16 protein-coding genes and 1 pseudogene are annotated in these 16670 nt (G+C 60.0%); 11 read left to right on the top strand and 6 right to left on the bottom strand.

The annotated features are described in order from the left end of the window. The first annotated feature begins 177 nt into the window (after window positions 1-177). The 4 genes and pseudogenes from NKH98_RS28715 to NKH98_RS28730 all read left to right on the top strand — a co-directional run bounded on the left by NKH98_RS28715 (window position 178) and on the right by NKH98_RS28730 (window position 2199). Complete coding sequence (locus NKH98_RS28715) at window positions 178-1203, top strand: zinc-binding alcohol dehydrogenase family protein (RefSeq protein ID WP_352903635.1); 1026 nt, start codon at window positions 178-180, stop codon at window positions 1201-1203. 75 nt (window positions 1204-1278) lie between these two features. After that, window positions 1279-1404, top strand: a pseudogene (locus NKH98_RS28720) (EamA family transporter); the annotation flags it as partial. 133 nt (window positions 1405-1537) lie between these two features. After that, window positions 1538-1765, top strand: a complete 228-nt coding sequence (locus NKH98_RS28725) for a CopG family transcriptional regulator (protein WP_352479447.1) — start codon at window positions 1538-1540, stop codon at window positions 1763-1765. After that, window positions 1762-2199, top strand: coding sequence for a TA system VapC family ribonuclease toxin (locus NKH98_RS28730; RefSeq protein ID WP_352805236.1), 438 nt, complete (start codon window positions 1762-1764; stop codon window positions 2197-2199). Before NKH98_RS28725 ends, NKH98_RS28730 begins: the two co-directional genes overlap by 4 nt. 703 nt (window positions 2200-2902) lie before the next feature. Here the strand turns inward: NKH98_RS28730 and NKH98_RS28735 are convergent. The 4 genes from NKH98_RS28735 to NKH98_RS28750 all read right to left on the bottom strand — a co-directional run bounded on the left by NKH98_RS28735 (window position 2903) and on the right by NKH98_RS28750 (window position 6283). Continuing rightward, a complete protein-coding gene (locus tag NKH98_RS28735; RefSeq protein WP_352903577.1) occupies window positions 2903-3358 on the bottom strand; it encodes a type II toxin-antitoxin system VapC family toxin in 456 nt (151 codons plus the stop codon). Further along, complete coding sequence (locus tag NKH98_RS28740; protein WP_292653697.1) at window positions 3339-3581, bottom strand: type II toxin-antitoxin system Phd/YefM family antitoxin; 243 nt, start codon at window positions 3579-3581, stop codon at window positions 3339-3341. The genes NKH98_RS28735 and NKH98_RS28740 overlap by 20 nt, the downstream gene beginning before the upstream one ends. A gap of 508 nt (window positions 3582-4089) precedes the next feature. Next, a complete protein-coding gene (locus tag NKH98_RS28745) occupies window positions 4090-5217 on the bottom strand; it encodes an NAD(P)/FAD-dependent oxidoreductase (RefSeq protein ID WP_352903579.1) in 1128 nt (375 codons plus the stop codon). A gap of 64 nt (window positions 5218-5281) precedes the next feature. Beyond that, entirely contained in the window at window positions 5282-6283 is a 1002-nt protein-coding gene (locus NKH98_RS28750) for an SIS domain-containing protein (protein ID WP_352479451.1), read from the bottom strand. A gap of 99 nt (window positions 6284-6382) precedes the next feature. On the opposite strand from NKH98_RS28750, the gene NKH98_RS28755 reads away from it, so the two are divergent. The 4 genes from NKH98_RS28755 (at window position 6383) to NKH98_RS28770 (ending at window position 11085) form a co-directional block, all read left to right on the top strand. Next, window positions 6383-7249 carry a PfkB family carbohydrate kinase gene (locus NKH98_RS28755; RefSeq protein WP_352903581.1) on the top strand — a complete coding sequence of 289 codons (867 nt, stop codon included), beginning with the start codon at window positions 6383-6385 and terminating at the stop codon, window positions 7247-7249. Between the two features lie 187 nt (window positions 7250-7436). Continuing rightward, entirely contained in the window at window positions 7437-8243 is an 807-nt protein-coding gene (locus NKH98_RS28760; protein WP_352903583.1) for an ABC transporter substrate-binding protein, read from the top strand. Between the two features lie 77 nt (window positions 8244-8320). Then, window positions 8321-9850 (top strand): amino acid ABC transporter permease/ATP-binding protein, encoded by a 1530-nt coding sequence (locus tag NKH98_RS28765; protein WP_352479454.1) that lies wholly within the window; start codon window positions 8321-8323, stop codon window positions 9848-9850. 110 nt (window positions 9851-9960) lie between these two features. Further along, window positions 9961-11085: a LacI family DNA-binding transcriptional regulator gene (locus tag NKH98_RS28770; protein WP_352903585.1), complete on the top strand. Its 1125-nt coding sequence runs from the start codon at window positions 9961-9963 to the stop codon at window positions 11083-11085. Between the two features lie 233 nt (window positions 11086-11318). Here the strand turns inward: NKH98_RS28770 and NKH98_RS28775 are convergent, their stop codons facing one another. Continuing rightward, entirely contained in the window at window positions 11319-12275 is a 957-nt protein-coding gene (locus NKH98_RS28775) for an FAD-binding oxidoreductase (protein ID WP_352903587.1), read from the bottom strand. 211 nt (window positions 12276-12486) lie between these two features. Then, window positions 12487-13344 (bottom strand): LysR family transcriptional regulator, encoded by an 858-nt coding sequence (locus NKH98_RS28780; protein ID WP_352647118.1) that lies wholly within the window; start codon window positions 13342-13344, stop codon window positions 12487-12489. Between the two features lie 133 nt (window positions 13345-13477). Here NKH98_RS28780 and NKH98_RS28785 point away from each other — a divergent pair, with 133 nt between their 5' ends. The 3 genes from NKH98_RS28785 (at window position 13478) to NKH98_RS28795 (ending at window position 16646) form a co-directional block, all read left to right on the top strand. Further along, entirely contained in the window at window positions 13478-14560 is a 1083-nt protein-coding gene (locus NKH98_RS28785) for an amidohydrolase family protein (protein WP_352903590.1), read from the top strand. 11 nt (window positions 14561-14571) lie between these two features. Then, window positions 14572-14925: a Rieske (2Fe-2S) protein gene (locus NKH98_RS28790; RefSeq protein ID WP_292653661.1), complete on the top strand. Its 354-nt coding sequence runs from the start codon at window positions 14572-14574 to the stop codon at window positions 14923-14925. 113 nt (window positions 14926-15038) lie between these two features. Continuing rightward, a complete protein-coding gene (locus NKH98_RS28795) occupies window positions 15039-16646 on the top strand; it encodes an ABC transporter substrate-binding protein (protein ID WP_352903592.1) in 1608 nt (535 codons plus the stop codon). The last annotated feature ends 24 nt before the right edge of the window (window positions 16647-16670 follow it).

The raw sequence follows: 16670 nt of genomic DNA on the forward strand, positions 1-16670 counted from the left end.
CCTCGGTTCGATCTGCGTCCCCGATGTGTGGCTTCGCCGGCTCTGTGGGGGGCCCCCGCACCTCCACCCATCCCTGCCCGTCCTCCCCCGGGGCGCGGCTGACTCCCCCCCCCCCCCCACTTCCTGTTGCCGGACTCCAGCTTAGCAAGGGCGTGAACTGCAGTCATGGACCCCACCATCAAAGTCGTGCGATGCGCTGAGCCGGGCAGGCTGGTGTTTGAGGAGCAGCAGGCACCAGGCACTCCGCCCGAAGGCTGGGCACTGGTCGATGTCGCCTTTGTCGGGATATGCGGAACCGACTACCACATTTTCGAGGGCAGGCATCCTTATCTCGCCTATCCGCGCGTCATGGGCCATGAGGTTTCGGGAACGATCGCCGCAATCAACGCGCCTGTGGACCTGTCGGTCGGAGAGCAAATCCTCGTCAATCCCTATCTTACCTGCAGAAATTGTGCCGCCTGCCGCCAGGGCAAGCCGAACTGCTGCATGTCGATCGAGGTGCTTGGCGTGCACCGTGACGGTGCCATGAGTGAGCAGATTCTCGTGCCGGCGCAGAATTTGATTCCAGCGGCCGGCCTGTCACCGGTCGAGGCTGCCGCGGTCGAGTTTCTGGCCGTTGGTGCTCACGCGGTCCGCAGATCCATGGCGGGGCCGGGCAATCGCACCTTGGTTATCGGCGCCGGGCCGATCGGCCTCGGCACCGCGCTCTTTGCGCGTATGGCGCAACTCAACGTGACCGTCATGGACGTCGATGCCCAGCGGCTCGCCTTCGCCGCAAGGCAATTGGGTTTCCTGGTGATCGACGGGTCGAAGGGATCGATCATCGAAACGATAGCCGAGCGAACTGCGGGAGCAGGTTTCGACGTCGTCTTCGACCCAACGGGAAACAGCCGTTCGATGCAGTCTGCCTTTGCCTATGTTGCCCATGGCGGTGTCATGGTGATGGTCAGCGTCGTGCCGGACGACATAACCTTCTCCGATCCAGAGTTCCACAAGCGGGAAATGATGCTGATCGGCAGTCGCAACGCCACGCGCGGGGATTTCCAGCACGTCATTGCCTCGATCCGCGCTGGGAAAATACCAATCGACCAGCTCGTCACCCACCGCACCACCCTGCGCGACAGCCCACGCGATATTGCGATCTGGGCGCAGCAGAAGCCCGGTTTGATCAAGGCCATTGTCGACGTAGCGGGATCTGGCTGACGTCAGCAACACAATCAAGATACTTCATCGCAGCCCTGGTGCTCCATTATGGGAGGGGGGTTGCTTGGTGACGCCAAGCTAAGTGTCGCGCTTGACACGGTATTCGGCGTGGTTTTCCTCAGTAAGCAATTCTCCCTGCCGAACTGGCTTGGCGTTTCACTGATTGCAGCGGGCGCAGTTCTCGTCGCATACAAAGGTTGAAGCCGCGGAGCGACGATGCTTCCGGCGCAAAACGTGTTCCCCGCAAAGTCTGCCGGCTTTTCGCACCGCTTGAGTATCCGACGTCGGTAATCTATATGATGCGTGATGTTTGATGCGCCCCAAGGAGGGCGATATGAGAACCACACTGGCGATCGATGACGATGTCCTGGTCGCGGCCAAGGCCATCGCCCAGCAGCAGGATCGCAGCCTCGGCGAGGTCATCACCGATCTCGCACGGCGCTCGCTGCGCCGGCCTCAAGCCGGCGGCGAGCGTAACGGGATTCCTCTTCTGTCGCCTCGGCCGGATGCACCTCCTGTCACGCTTGAGACGGTCAACGCCTTGCGAGACGAACTGCCTTGACGTTCCTGCTCGATGTCAATGTACTGGTCGCGCTGATCGATCCTGGCCACGTCGCCCATGACGACGCCCATGGCTGGTTCGAAGTGACCGGTAACGGCGCATGGGCTACGTGTCCCATCACCGAAAACGGCGTCCTGCGCATCGTCGGCAACCAAAGATATCCCAATTGTCCCGGCTCGCCCGCCGTCGTTGCGCAAATCGTTAGCAAGTTGCGGACTCTGCACGGGCACAGCTTCTGGCCCGACGATGTGAGCCTGGTTGGCTCTGGCGATATCGATGCAGCGAAAATCCTGACCTCGGCACAGGTCACCGATACCTACCTTCTCGCGCTCGCCAAGGCGCGTGGCGGCCAGCTTGCAAGCTTTGACCGCAAGCTGTCGACGGCGGCCGTGAAGGGCGGGAAGTCTGCACTCCACCTGATTCCCACAAGGTAGACCACCGGGGTCTTAGTGTCTGTTCCCGCAGTTGAGGTAGGCCTAGCCGCGCAGCACCATCAGGCCGTTGCGCTCAGGCGCAAACGCGCGACCGTTGCTCGAAGGCCCGATTGTCTCGATATACCGCCTCTCATCGAAAGCGGTTGTTCTTGGGCTCCAGAAAGCCCGGCTCGGATTCTACACCGCGGCCACGATCCAAGGTCGCCTCAGCGTCGTTGGCCGGCTCGCGCTTCTTTCTGTTCCGGCCGCTTTTCCGGCGCCGGCCGTTTCGATGCTGCGCTCGCCGACAGTTGGATACGTGTGGATCGTCCCGACGCGGCTTGTGTCTGGCGCGCGGCTGCCTTGTCGGCGATGGTTCAATGGGTCGGCTATACCACTCCGGCCTCGTCGAAGGGATGAGGCGGCATGCCAGGAAAATCTGGCCACAAGCATTGCAGCCACCCTTCCGCATATCGGCGCGTTATTGAATGCCAAGGCCCCTTGTGCCCTTTTTTGCGCAAACAGGATTTTCCGTGTTGCCGGCCGACCGGCGGGGCAGGCCCCTCTGGGCACAAAAAGCCTTCCTGGCCAGATGCGCAGGTTGCCAGGTCGTTGTCGGTCAAAGTTCGGCGAGAAAATCGCGGCGTCCAAGGGCAGCTCGGAATCGAGAGGGTCGAAGGCTTCGGCACGTCGAACAACATAGGCAGGTGGTCGAGCGAAGAGGTCAGTTTCCATTCGCGAGCGGCCCGAGAATTCGGACTCCCTGGCGGCGCGCGGCAAGTGCGAGCTTGCGATCGAGGGTGGCCAGCGGCAACTCGGTTTCGATTGCCAGCGCAAGATAGGCGGCGTCATAGGCGCTGAGCCCGTGCGAAGCCGCTAGCGTCAGCACCGCGCCGTCCGACCCGCCGCCCGCATCCTCCAGCGGCAATCGGCGCAGCCGTGCCATGGTGGTGGCAGCTTCGCCCGCCGCGATGCGGCCACGCCGCTCGGCAATCAGTACGACGTTCCGCGCCTCGTGCCAGAACAGGGAAGGGACAGGCGCTGTTGTTCCCGGCAATTGTCGCATCAGGGCGGCCGCCGCCTCGCTGTCTTCATCAGGAAGAATCCAGGCAGCCGCCATGGAACGGTCGACAACGAAAGGCATCAGACGATGATCGCCATCAAGCGCGGCGCCCTTCATCGCGCCAGGCCCGAATTTCGTCCTGCGTCACGGGCTTGGCGCGGGCGCGGGCAGCGCTGATCTCTTCGATCACGGCTTCGACGTCGTTGCGCCGTTGAATCCGCGACAGTTTAGCGATGGGATCGTTGCCGCGCGAAATAATCACCTCCTCGCCTGCTTCGACCCTTGAAAGCAGTTCCGAGAGATGCGTCTTGGCCTCGCCAACTTTCACCGTGATGGGCATTTCCTGTCCTTGTACGCGTCGGGGCCCTCGTGGCGAGCCGTGTTCATTACCGTTGAGCTGAGTGTGGATTGCCCGACAATCGCTGTACACGACAATAGGCGCAATGCTGACACTTGGTCAAGGCTTGGTCAAGTCACTGGCCTGGACACTGGCGACCCCTCGCACGCCGCAAGGCGGGCCCTCTCTCAACAAGGTGAAATTTGTTCGTTCTGGTGGAACGGGGCTCATGATCGTGCGGGGTTATCTGGTTTTCGCGGATGCGGAGGCTTGCAACTTGTCGCGGTCAGCGCACTCCAGTGGATCGCGAGTGGCTATCTGACCATAATTTGCGGGGCATTCATCTTTGGGCGTGTCGCGCTTGGACGCGAAGCGCCGACATTCCTCGCCGTCTCTGTTGCCGTAAGACGACGTCCTGATCACGCGATCCTGTCACCCCTCTCTCGGTAAGGGCAAGATTCCCCAGGCCCGCGGCCCATCTGGACGGTTCGGCCTTGCCCCAATTGCCCTTTCAGCTGAAACGATTAGGGCGGAACGTTGCAAGCATGGGATGCGGATTGCCTGAGGCGATTTCTTTGGCAAGCAATTCGCCGACGATCAGTCCAAGCGTGGCGCCGCTGTGGCTAAAGGCGACGTGAAGCCCGGCAACGGTCTCGACGGAGCCAAGCACTGGCTCGCCGTCGCCAGGGATGGGCTTCGGGCCAACTGCATAGGTAGCGAGTTGGAGCCGCGGATTGCCCTCGAGCACGGCGCTGGCCTCCTCGAGCAGTCCTTTGACGGTCTTGTCGTGCACGGTGTAGGTGCCGTCCCAGTTGACCACGACTTCTTCCTCCGACCACGCCGAATCCAAAACAAGTGCGCCATCCGGCGTCGGGCGCACCGCCACGCGGGGCGTATTCAGCACGGCACGGAGCTCGGTCTTGATCGGCTTGGTCTTCAAGAGAAGTGAAATCGGGGTGGCGTCGGGGACATGAACTCCGATCTTCGCAAGCATGGCGGGCGTCGCTGGCCCAACGGCAAGCACCACTGCATCCGCCTCTAACGGCATACCGTCGGCAGTGACGACGCCACACGCGCGACCATCTGTGGTATCTATCCGCACGCGTCCAGCGTTCTGAACGAGTTTGCCGCCGCGGGAGCGGAACTCATTGAGCAGCAGATCGATCAGGCAGGGCAGGTCAACCCATCCTTCGCCAGGATTGAAAATGGCACCCTGCGGGGTGATGGCGCTGGCGTTGACGCCGGGCACCACTGCACCGACTTCGGCAGGGCCGATCAGAAGCGCGTGATAGCCAATATCCTGCTCCAGCTGGCAGATGGACGCGATCTGGTTCGTCTCATCATCCGCATCCCAGGTGAGGCCTCCGTCAAAGCGAAGCCACGATCCCGTTTCCGGCCTTGTGGCGGCCAGGGTCCGATAACGGTCGATGCCTGCAAGCCTCAAGCGGTGGTAGGCAGTGTCGGTACGTCGCGCTGAGTTCAGCCAGGAAAGTGAACGGCCGGATGCGCCATTGGCGGGCGCGCCGTCGTTGACAATGGTTACATCAACGCCAAGACGAGCAAGGTGCAAGGCGGAAGAGATGCCGAAGATGCCCGCGCCGATAACAACGACATGGCGGGGCTTTGGGAATGCAGTCATAGAGAAATCCTTCTTTGCAGAAGACGGGCTGGGGGTTGTTGGATCGCTGCAGAGTGCGGCGGAACTAGTAATCGGTGAGCTTCTTCATGTAGCGCCGGCCCTCAAGCATTGGTCGGCCGCGCAAACTGGCCAGCTCGTAGGCAAAACGCCATAGACTGTCGAAGAAGACCAAGGGCACGAGATAGGGTTTGATATGTTCGTACATACCGCTGAGGTCGAGTTCCGCTCCATCGAGCACCAGGATGTTTTCCCGGCTGCCGTACTTGAAAAGGAAATCGCGGGCGCGTTCGGAAAGGCTCCGCGTTTCGTCCAAACCCAGCAAGACCACGAAGCAAGCGTCCCGGTCCACCACCTCAAATGGGCCGTGAAAGAATTCGTTGGCGTGTATGGCTTGCGAGTCGTACCACTGCATCTCCATCAACACGCAGATGGCGTACGAATAAGCCGCACCATAGCTGGCACCGCCGGCCAGTGTGTAGATCGCTTTGCGCGGCGCGAAACGGGGTGCGAAGGCCTGAAACCGGGCGGCATAGGTCCGGTGCGCACGTTCGATCGCCGGCTGAAGATGGCTCAGGCTCATCAGCAGATCGGCGGTTAGCCCGGCATTTTCCCGAGCATCTATCAAGCCGGCGAGCAACATATAGAGCACGCCGTAATTGCTGCAGGCTGAATTGATTGCTTTGCCCGTCGTGTAGGAGGCCTGATAGGCGACTGCGTGGTCGACGGCGCGCGCGAGGGGCGACATCTGGTCGAGCGTCATACCGATTGTCGTTGCGCCTCGATTTCTTGCGTGATTTGCCGCTCGCACGGTCTCCTTGGTGGTTCCGGTCTGCGAGCAAAGGACAACGAGCGTGTCAGGCCCCAACCGTCGTGGGTCTCGGCAGACGAACTCATCCGCGTTGTAGATGTCGCAGGCGAATGTGCCGCTGTGACGGTCGACGAAGTATTTGCCTGCCATCATGATCGAGAGCGAGCCGCCGCACGCCACGAGGAATAGATGCGAAAACTGCCTCCCCGCCGTCGCGGTCAGGGCGCGTTCTACGTCGGCAGGCAGGGCGGAAATCATGAGCTTCCTCGTCTCGTTGACAAGCTTGGCCGGGGCACAATTGACAGGTAGTGCTGATTGTGCGAACGTTCTCATATCCTTTAAACTGAAAGTCATGCAATGGTCAAGATTGCCGCGATGGGCGATAACGTGGTCGATTGTTATCTTGCTCGCGGCGAGATGTTCCCCGGAGGAAACTGTCTCAATGTCTCGGTCTATGTCAGCCGCTTCGGCGGGCAGTCGGCCTATGTTGGAGCGATCGGCAAGGACCGGGCAGGGGACTTGATCCACGCCGCACTAGCGTCGGAACGCGTGGACGTCACCCGATTGCGTCGCCTCGAGGGGTCGACTGCCTACTGCCTCATAGGTCACCGAAACGCTGATCGGATCTTCCTGGCCTTCGACCTCGGCGTCTCGATGTTCACGCCAACGCAAGAAGATCTGGATTTTCTCTCGGGCTTTCAGGCCGTCCACATCGGCCAATCCAGCGGGTTAGATCCGTGGGTTGCCGCGGTATCGAGTAAATCCCTGTTATCTTACGATTTTTCTACGCGGCGGGACGCGGGACATCGACTCGAGATTGGGCCTCATTGCTATCTGGCCTCCGTCTCGGGTGACGGTCTCGACGACAATGAATTGGCTGCGATCGCATCCGAACTGCTTGCATGTGGTTCAAAATGGGTTCTGGTGACTCGAGGTCGAGCTGGCGCGGTGCTTTACAGCGACACCGTCTCCTACAGCACCCCGGCGCGGCTGGTCGAACCCGTCGACACCTTGGGCGCGGGCGACACCTTCATCGCCAGAACGCTATTCGGCCTGCTCAGGGAAGAGGCGCCTCAGGACATCCTCGGTCATGCCGCGGAGGCAGCGGCCGCGACCTGCCGATACTACGGGGCGATTGGCCATGCGACAGCAATCGACATAGGGAAGATGACGCCGGAGATCCTCCGCGGAACTCTGCACGTGCAAGACGGAAAAACCGTTTAGGCGCGAAATTCTCCGGAACAATTGACGCGAGAAATGGACAATGCTAAAGGAAGTGATAACGTTCTCATTCATACTGAGCGCCGCCTAAGAGCGCTTTGATGAATGAGACGTCGAGTGGGGTCGCAGGCCAGTTTGGCCAATCGTAAGAGGAGAAGACATGCAAACGAGTTCGAGCAGGCGCCAACTGATGAAATCCGGTCTGGCGCTGACTATCGCGCTGGTGACAGGACTTGGCACGTTGGCCTCGTCAACACAGGCAAAAGCGGCCGACAACCCCTACAACCTCATCGACCCGGCGGTGATCAGCGTCGGAACCATGGGCGATGCGAAACCCTATGTCTTCACCGACGCCAACGGCAACTTCACCGGCTTTGATGCTGAACTCTTCCGCGACGTGGCGCGCCGGCTCGGGTTCAAGGAGGAGCAGGTCGTTTTCACCGGCCAGGAATTCTCGGCGCTACTTCCGTCTGTCGCCAACGGTCGCTTCGACGTCGCTGTCGCAGCCATTGGCACGACCGCGGAGCGCAAGAAGACCGTGGATTTTGGCGACGGCTATCTCGCCGGCTACCTGTCGATTATTTCGGCCGATCCGGCTCTGACGAGCAATGAGAGCACAGCGGGAAAGCGCATCGGCGTCATCCAGGGGACGCTGCAGGAGATCTATGCAGAGAAGAATCTCAAGGGCGACATCGTCAAATTCCCCGACAACAACACTGCGGTGGCGGCGCTGAACAACGGAACGATTGATGCCCATTTCACTGACTATGAGTCGGCCAAGCAGTATGTGGAGCGCTATAAGAACCTGAAGATAACAATGAACGTGCCGTCCTTCGATGCGCCCGCCGGCTTCGTCGTCAAGAAGGGCAACGACGCCTTCCGCGAGGCGCTGAATAAGGCGCTGCGAGAGGCCATGGACGACGGCACCTGGAAGCGGCTGCACGAAAAATGGTTCCCTGGCACCCCGATGCCGGATCAATATCTGCCCAAGAAGTAAATTCGCGCGACTTCGTTACAATTTTCCGGCCGGGCCCGTGAGCAACGGTGCCCGGCCGAGTTATAGATGGACTTGATATGAGCTGGTTCGATACCTTCTCGCGCAGCTTCCTAGATTTCCAGGCGATGGCAGAAGTTCTGCCAAACATGGTTATGGTGGGCCTCAAGAACACCCTGATCCTGGCCCTTGCCTCGACGTTTTTCGGGACGCTGATCGGTATCGTCCTCGCCGTCATGGGGATTTCCGAAAATCGGCCGCTGAAACTCCTTGCCCGAGTCTACACCGATATCTTCCGCGGGCTTCCCGCCATTGTCACGATCCTGATTATTGGCCAAGGCTTCGCGCGGTTGGGCCGAGATCTGTTCGGTCCATCGCCTTATCCGCTGGGCATTCTGGCACTCAGCCTGATTGCCGGCGCCTACATCGGAGAGATTTTTCGCGCCGGCATTCAGAGCGTCGAGCGTGGTCAGATCGACGCAACGCGCACTCTCGGTATGACGTACGGCCAAGGCATGCGCCTGGTGGTGATCCCGCAAGGCATCCGCCGCGTCCTGCCTGCACTGGTCAACCAGTTCATCGGTAACGTCAAGGACTCCAGCCTGGTCTATTTCCTTGGCCTTCTCGCCTCCGAACGCGAACTGTTCCGCGTCGGCCAAGACCAGGCCGTGCTGACCGGCAACTTGTCACCGCTCTTGCTGGCCGGCGTGTTCTATCTCGTGATCACGGTGCCGCTGACCCACCTCGTCAATTACATCGACGCGCGCATGCGCGTCGGCAAACGTATCACCGCTGTGCAGAGCGGCCTCAAGGAAGTCGCCGAGCTTGCCGAAGCCGTCGTGCCGGGCTCAGCGAAGTTGCCCGCAGCGGCGCCCACGCGCTTCAAGGGCGGCGGCATCGAGGTCAAGAATATCGACATGGCCTATGGCGCCGTCCAGGTGCTCCATGACGTCAGTCTGAAAGTGGAGCCCGGGACTGTGACGTGCCTCATCGGGCCGTCCGGCTCGGGCAAGTCGACCTTGCTGCGTTGCCTCAACCGCCTCGTAGAGTGTCGAGCCGGTGACATTCTACTCGATGGCGAAAGCATCTACAAACAGACCCCTGACCAACTCCGGCGGCGCGTCGGCATGGTTTTCCAGCAGTTCAATCTGTTTCCCGACCGCAGCGCGCTCGCCAACATCACTCTGGCGCTGCGCAAAGTTAAACGCATGTCGCGGGAGGAGGCTGAGGGCGCCGCCCTAGCCAGGCTGCATGAAGTCGGACTGCTGGAGCGCAAAGATCATCGGCCCGCCAATCTCTCGGGCGGGCAACAGCAGCGGGTGGCCATCGCGCGTGCGCTCGCCCTCGAACCCGAAATTATGCTGTTCGACGAAGTCACCAGCGCCCTCGATCCGGAATTGGTCAAAGGCGTCCTGAACTTGATGGCCGATCTCGGTCGGGGCGGGATGACGATGGTGGTCGTAACACACGAGATGAATTTCGCCCGCAAGGCCGCGAACCAGGTCGTATTCATGGACGAGGGGCGGATCGTCGAGGCAGGGCGACCTGAGGACCTTTTCGACAATCCGCAGAGCCCGCGTCTTCGGCGCTTTCTGTCGGAGGTGCTGTGATCTAAATGGTTTGTGCGCAACGGCGGGTGCTGCAGTGTTCGGTCTTGCGGGTGTGCCTAACTGCCGCTAGTTCGTCGCCACGACGTTGCATGGTCGGCGGGACTTGCTGAGTGACTCAAAGATCCAAGAACGCAACTATCATCGAAGTCGCTCGCCGGGCTGGAGTGAGCTCTGCCACGGCTGGGCGTGTTCTTGGTGGCTACGGCTACAGCAGCCCTGAGGTCCAGGAGAAGGTGCGCGCCGCAGCAGCTGCGCTGGGTTATCGCCCCAATCGCCTCGCCAAAGGTCTGATCACCGGTAAGACGCAGACTATCGGGGTGGTCGTGGGCGACATCGAAAGCCCATTCTATGCAAGCGTGCTGCGCGGAATAGGGGACGTCGCGCGCTGCGGCGGTTTCGGGGTTATCGTTACGAATAGTGACGAAAATGCCGAACTCGAGCGAGAGGCGGTGCAGCTGCTGCTGGAAAAGCAGGTAGATGGTTTGGTCGTTTCGTCGACCTTCGTGAACGAGCCGGATCATCTTCGTGAGGCAGTCGCAGCCCGCTGTCCCGTCGTGCAGTTCGACCGCATTGTGGCGGGCTTGGAAACCGATTCGGTCGTGGTCGACAACGTTTCTATAACGCGTAACAGCGTCGCGGCGATGATCGCGGCCGGACACAGCCGCATTGGAATACTGGCGGAACTTGGGCCGGACCAACGCGATGATGTTGACTCCTTTGTGGCAAACGCTGATCTCTCCAGCTCGGACGTTCGCTACCATCATCCAAGCTGGCAACGGTTGTTGGGTTATCTCGAAGCCCATCGCGCCGCGGGCATTTCGCCGGATCCGCAGTTGATCCGCCGTGTAGCGGTCTATTCCAGCGAGGCAGCCCGCAAGGAGGCACTCGATCTGCTGACAATGCGCAATGCGCCGTCCGCCCTGTTTACCGCCGACGGTGTGATGTCGACAGGCGTTCTGGAGGCGACATCCGCACTGAAGCTTGCGATTCCGGGAGACGTTTCGCTGCTTTGCTTCGACGATCTCGACTGGATGCAGTTCGTGGCCCAAGGTATCACAGCCATCGCACAGCCGGCGCATCTGGTCGGCGCGACGGCGGCCGAGCTTCTCTTGAAGAGGCTCGCAGGAGACACCGCATCTTTTGAACACCATGTCCTCGCGGCCCGCTTGGTGAACCGTAATTCGATTGCGGTTCATCTCAACCGCAAGGCCCCTGATCCGGCCGCGACGGTGTAGCTGGAGCGGAACTGCAGCGCCTCTTTTGTCCAGGTCGATCCCATGCAACGGCTGAATGAGAGCTCGAACCTACTGCTGGGTAGGACTTTTGTTGCTTGCGATGCGCAGCGTGAGCTGCGCCAGAAATCGGCGAGCGCATCCGGGTCGGAAATGCAAATCACTTGCAGTCGCAGCGCTACGGCTTGGTCGTTGAACGCAAAGGCTGCCCCGATTTGGTTTCGCGACGGGTAGAATCAGAGATCAAGCAAAACGTCGCCTTGCGGGCGGCTGCAGCACGCCAGGACGTAGCCTGCCGATTTTTGTTCCAATGTCAGCCCGCCTAGGTCGTCCATGACGACTTCGCCGGACAGCTTGGCAATCCGGCACGTACCGCAAATCCCTTGCTGGCAAGCGGTGGGAACGTAGACCCCACATTGGCGCGCCGCTTCCAGCAAGGTCTCTCCGGGCGCGCAGTGATGCGCAATGCCGGAGAGGGCGAAGCGGACCGAAGACGAAATCTTTGGAGCCAACGCCGAGCGCGAAACGTTGCCGCCTCCGAAGCTCTCTTCATGATACTGGGAAGGAGCGAGGCCGATTGCGCCGAGGCAGCTGCGCGCCGCCTTCATGTAGGATTCCGGCCCACAGGCAAACACCGTGCGGCTGTGGAGATCGGGAACCAAGGTCAGGAGCATCTCACTATTCATTCGCCCGGTTGGACCCGTCCATGCCGGGTCTTCCTGACTGCAAATGCAAGTCACTTGAACATTGGGAAAGCGAGCGGCAAGTGCGTCCAGTTCTAGCCGAAAGATGATGTCGCCCGGCGTTCTCGCACTGTGAATGAAGCGGATATCCTGGTCGGCTGCGCGGTCGGTAAATGCGCGCAGCATCGACATGACGGGCGTTATCCCGCTGCCACCCGAAAGGAAAAGGGACTTTCCGTGCGGCAGATCGTCGAGATTGAACGAGCCGAGCGGCCCTTCGATCTCGATCCCATCGCCGGGCTTCAAATTGTCATGCAGCCAATTCGAAACGAGCCCGCCCGGCGTTCGTTTCACGGTAATCTGCAGGTCGAGCGGTCGCGTCGGCGGTGACGAAACAGAGTAGGAGCGCGTCACTGCGGCACCGTCGATCGTAAGGTGCACCAGAACATACTGGCCAGCGCTGAAGCAGAACATCCGATCTGAAACGGCTGTGAGAACGAATGTTTTCACATCGTGCGTTTCGTCGATCACGCGCCGGCAGAGCACAAGTTGCGGCGTGCTCTGGGCCCAATGCCGATGACGCTTCGTCGGGACGAAGCCGGAAGGCCCAAAGGCGGCGTGTGCGTTCATCATTCAACTCGGGTTTGAAGTCGAGCCAAGATGCCATTTCAAAACCCGCTGAACAGCCGCGCAATCCTACCTTTATGATCGGCAATTTCGATTAAACTTCCAGTGACATGACAGCCACCTGGAGAGCTCGGATGCCTTTGCGAATAATGGGTTCGTGTTTGCGGCGCGCAAGTATCGCGGTATGGACTGGCTGGTGCAGCGTCGGCGCTCCCTCGACGAGGAACGATGGGAGTTCAGCTGTGAACCTGCGCGCATCATCGCTGCGCATGTAGCAGGTGCCGCCCGTTCGCCGCAGCATGATCTCCGCAAGAGTTTCCGATCCCGTCGAAAGCCGGCAGATCGCCAGTTGGGCCAGCAGTTCTGCGTGCGTCTTTTCCAGCACGGCGGTGTAGCCCGGGCGAATGTAGGTTTCAGGGTCGACGTCGGACAGCGTTCTGGCAGCCGTCGAAACCATCACATATTCCTCCACCATCAGATGTTCGTAGGCGATCTCAGGCAGGTAGCGAGGCGCATAAAGGACGGCGATATCCAGATTTCCCATGCTTAGGTCGCTGACCATCTGGTTCGAATAATCTGACTCGACATGGATCGAGGATTTTGGAAGCGCCTGGCACAATGTCTCGACCCATCCGGGCAGGACCGAGCGGGTCATGCCCACCTGTGCGGCGATGCGCAAGGTGCCCTCGAAGCGGTTGAACGCTCGTACGTCGTGTCGAGCTTGCGACCAGGTCGACAGCAAGGACCTGGCGTAGGCCTCGAACCGCCGCCCTGCGGCTGTCGGCTCAGCACCGGCGCGCCCGCGCTGAAAGAGCTCCGACCCGATCGCACTCTCCAGATTCTTGATGCGGGTGCTGATCGTCGACTGGGTCAGTCCCAACCGATCGGCGGTGCGGTTGAAGTTTCGCGACTCGATGATGTCGAGAAAGGTTTCGATGTGATCTAGCTGCACGCGACCTCCGATCGAAAAAGTCGATCATATTGCGCAGGATCATAAGCTTGATCAAACAATACTCAAGGCCGAAGCTGCACTCGGTGAAATCGGCCGGCAGATCGACCAGGCTGAAGCTACGGAGCTGAGCAACGTGTTCATAGTCGACTGCGATTGTCACAATTACTGGTCAAGCGCGACCGTGCTGGAGCCTTACCTTTCCGGCCTATGGAAGGACATGTTCGTTGAAGGCGAGAAGACAGGTCCCGTTGGCGCCTTCCCGCATGGCCATCGTCCCTGGTTTCATCCGCAGGACTTCTCCCGCAAGGACGTCCGTCCGAAGACGGAAGCCGACAACTATCTCATCATGAAGGAGAAGCACCTCGACAAGTACAAGGTCGATGTGGCGATCCTGACTGGCGATGAGCCGATCGAGGCTTCCACTCTCGCCAATCCCTATTATGCCAGCGCCCTCGTCAGCGCCTATAATGACTACCAGATCGACCAATGGCTGCCGAAGGACGACCGCTTCATGGGCTCGATCATCATCGCGCCACAGGATCCGAAGCTCGCGGCCGCCGAGATACGCCGCCTGGGCAATCATCCGCGCATGGTTCAGGTTCTTGCCTCGCAAGGCTCCGTCAAGCCCTATGGCGATCCGTTTTACCATCCGATCTACGAAGCATGCGCCGAGGTGGGGCTGCCCTTTGCCATACATCTGGGCGGCCATGGCGGCGTGAATTCGACTGCGATTGCTCCTGCGCCGACGACATTCTTCTGGGAGACCCATGCCATCCTGCACATGTCGGCAATTTCGCATGTCGCAAGCATGATTGCGCATGGCGTCTTCGAAAAATGGCCGGACCTCTACTTCGTGGTCATCGAATGCGGCGTCGCCTGGGTGCCGTCGGTATTGTGGCGCCTGGACGCAGATTACAAAGCCCTACGCAAAGAGACGCCATGGCTGAAGATGCTGCCTTCCGAATATTGCCGGCGCAACATCCGCTTTTCCACACAGCCGCTGGAGCAGCCCGCAAATATTCAGCATCTCTGGTCCACTCTCGAGGCGATGGACGGTGAAAACACGCTGATGTTTGCCTCTGATTATCCGCATTGGGACTACGACGATGCCAACACGCTACAAATCCCTCCTGCCTGGAAGAACAAGATCATGGGGCTGAACGCGCTGGAGGTCTACAAGCGCATCCCCGGCGCGCAAGCGGCGAATGCCGCCTGAGGAAGCACACGATGCCTGAGAAGACATACATCTGCAGAGTCGACGAGATCGAAACCGGATCTCCCTTCATCGCCAAGATCCGCAGCCTTTCGGTCGGCGTTTTTCGCATCGGAGATTCATTCCACGCGCTGCTGAATGTTTGTCCGCACCGTGGAGCTCCGCTTTGCGAGGGGCCGCAATGCGGAACAACTGCACCGGTCGAAGAGGCGCAATTCATCTATCACCGCGAAAACGAGATCGTGCGCTGCGCCTGGCATGGCTGGGAATTCGACATCAAATCAGGCGCGGCCCTGGTCGATCCGTCCGTTCGCGCGCGCACATTTCCAGTCACTGTCGAGGCGGGCAGCATCTATGTGACGGCCTGATTGAGGTGCTGATTTGAGCAGTCAGAAGAAAGGGTGATCGCAGCTAACAAGCAGATTTCTACACAGCGTGCGTGACGAACAATAACGCGGAAAATCCGCAATGGGAGAGTCAAATGTCAGAATCTGAATACAAGCTTGGTATCGCTCAAAGCCTGATTGGTCGCGGCAAGATTTCCCGTCGCGACTTCATTCATCTTGGGCTGGCCGCTGGGCTGACGCTCACCGCTGCGGACAAGCTCTTCGTCAGCACGGCGCGGGCCGAACCGCTGCAGGGCGGCTTCGCCAAGCTCGGCATGGCACATGGCGCAACGACAGATTCGATCGATCCGGCCGGCTACCTGGATACGTTCACACAGACCGCGTTCTCTGGCTCGATGTCCAACAGCCTCACCGAGGTCGACGCGAAAGGCAACGTCCAACCGGACCTTGCCGAGAGCTTTGAATCGTCGGACGGGGCCAAAACCTGGGTCTTCAAGCTACGCAAGGGCGCAACCTTCCACAATGGCAAGAATGTCACGGCGGACGACGTCGTGGCTTCGCTGCGCTATCATATGGGCGACGAAACCAAATCGGCGGCGAAGCCGCTGCTTGAGCCCGTGGCGAGCATCAAGGCGGATGGCCCGGAGACGGTTGTCTTCACGTTGAAGAGCGGCAACGCCGATTTCCCCTACATCATGAGTGACTACCATCTGGTCATCATGCCGGCCAAGGACGGCAAGGCGGATTGGGGATCGGGCGTTCGCACCGGCGCTTTCGTGCTCGAGAATTTCCAGCCCGGCGTTTCGGCCAAACTCAAGCGCAATCCGAACTATTTCAAGAACGGCAAACCCTACCTCGATGAGGTGGAGTTCATCGCCATCACCGATCTCGCCGCCCGCATGGCCGCGCTATCGACAGGGGAGGTGGATTATATTGGCCGCGCCGACCTCAAGACACTCGGCATGCTGAAACGCAACCCCAAGGTGGAGATCGTCGAGGTCACCGGCTATGGGCACTATACCTTACCGATGAATGTCACGATGGCGCCGTTCGACAATCCGGACGTCCGAATGGCTTTGAAATGGGCGATCAACCGTCAGGAGATCGTCGACAAAATCTTTCTCGGTCACGCCACCGTGGCCAACGACAACCCGATCGCGCCGGCGATCAAATTCGCCACAAATCCGCAGCCGCAGCACAGTTTCGATCCGGAAAAAGCCAAGCATTACCTGAAAAAGGCTGGAATGGAAAAACTGAAGGTGGACCTCTCGGTCGCCGATGCCGCTTTTGCAGGCGCGGTGGATGCGGCTGCGCTCATCCGCGAGACTGCAGCCCAGTGCGGCATCGACGTAAACGTCGTGCGTGAGGCCGAGGACGCCTACTGGGACAACGTCTGGCTCAAGAAACCTTGGTGCGCTTCGTATTGGAGCGGTCGCGCGACAGCCGACTGGATGTTCACGCAAGCCTTTGCCGCAGACTCCAGCTGGAACGAGTCGTTCTGGAAGAATCCCCGCTTCAACGAATTGCTTGTCCAGGCGCGCGCCGAAACGGACGAGGCCAAGCGGGCGGCAATGTATGCCGAGATGCAGCAACTGACCCATGATGATGGCGGTAGCATCGTGCTGGTCTTCAACAATTTCGTCAGCGCCAAATCCAACAAGCTCGCACATGGCGAAGTGGCGCCGAACTGGGAGAATGATGGATTGAAGATGGCCGAACGCTGGTGGATCGCCACTGCGTGAGAGTGCGGGCCGGACCCGCGATGG

This window comes from Mesorhizobium sp. M0833, assembly GCF_040319905.1.
GTDB lineage: Bacteria > Pseudomonadota > Alphaproteobacteria > Rhizobiales > Rhizobiaceae > Mesorhizobium.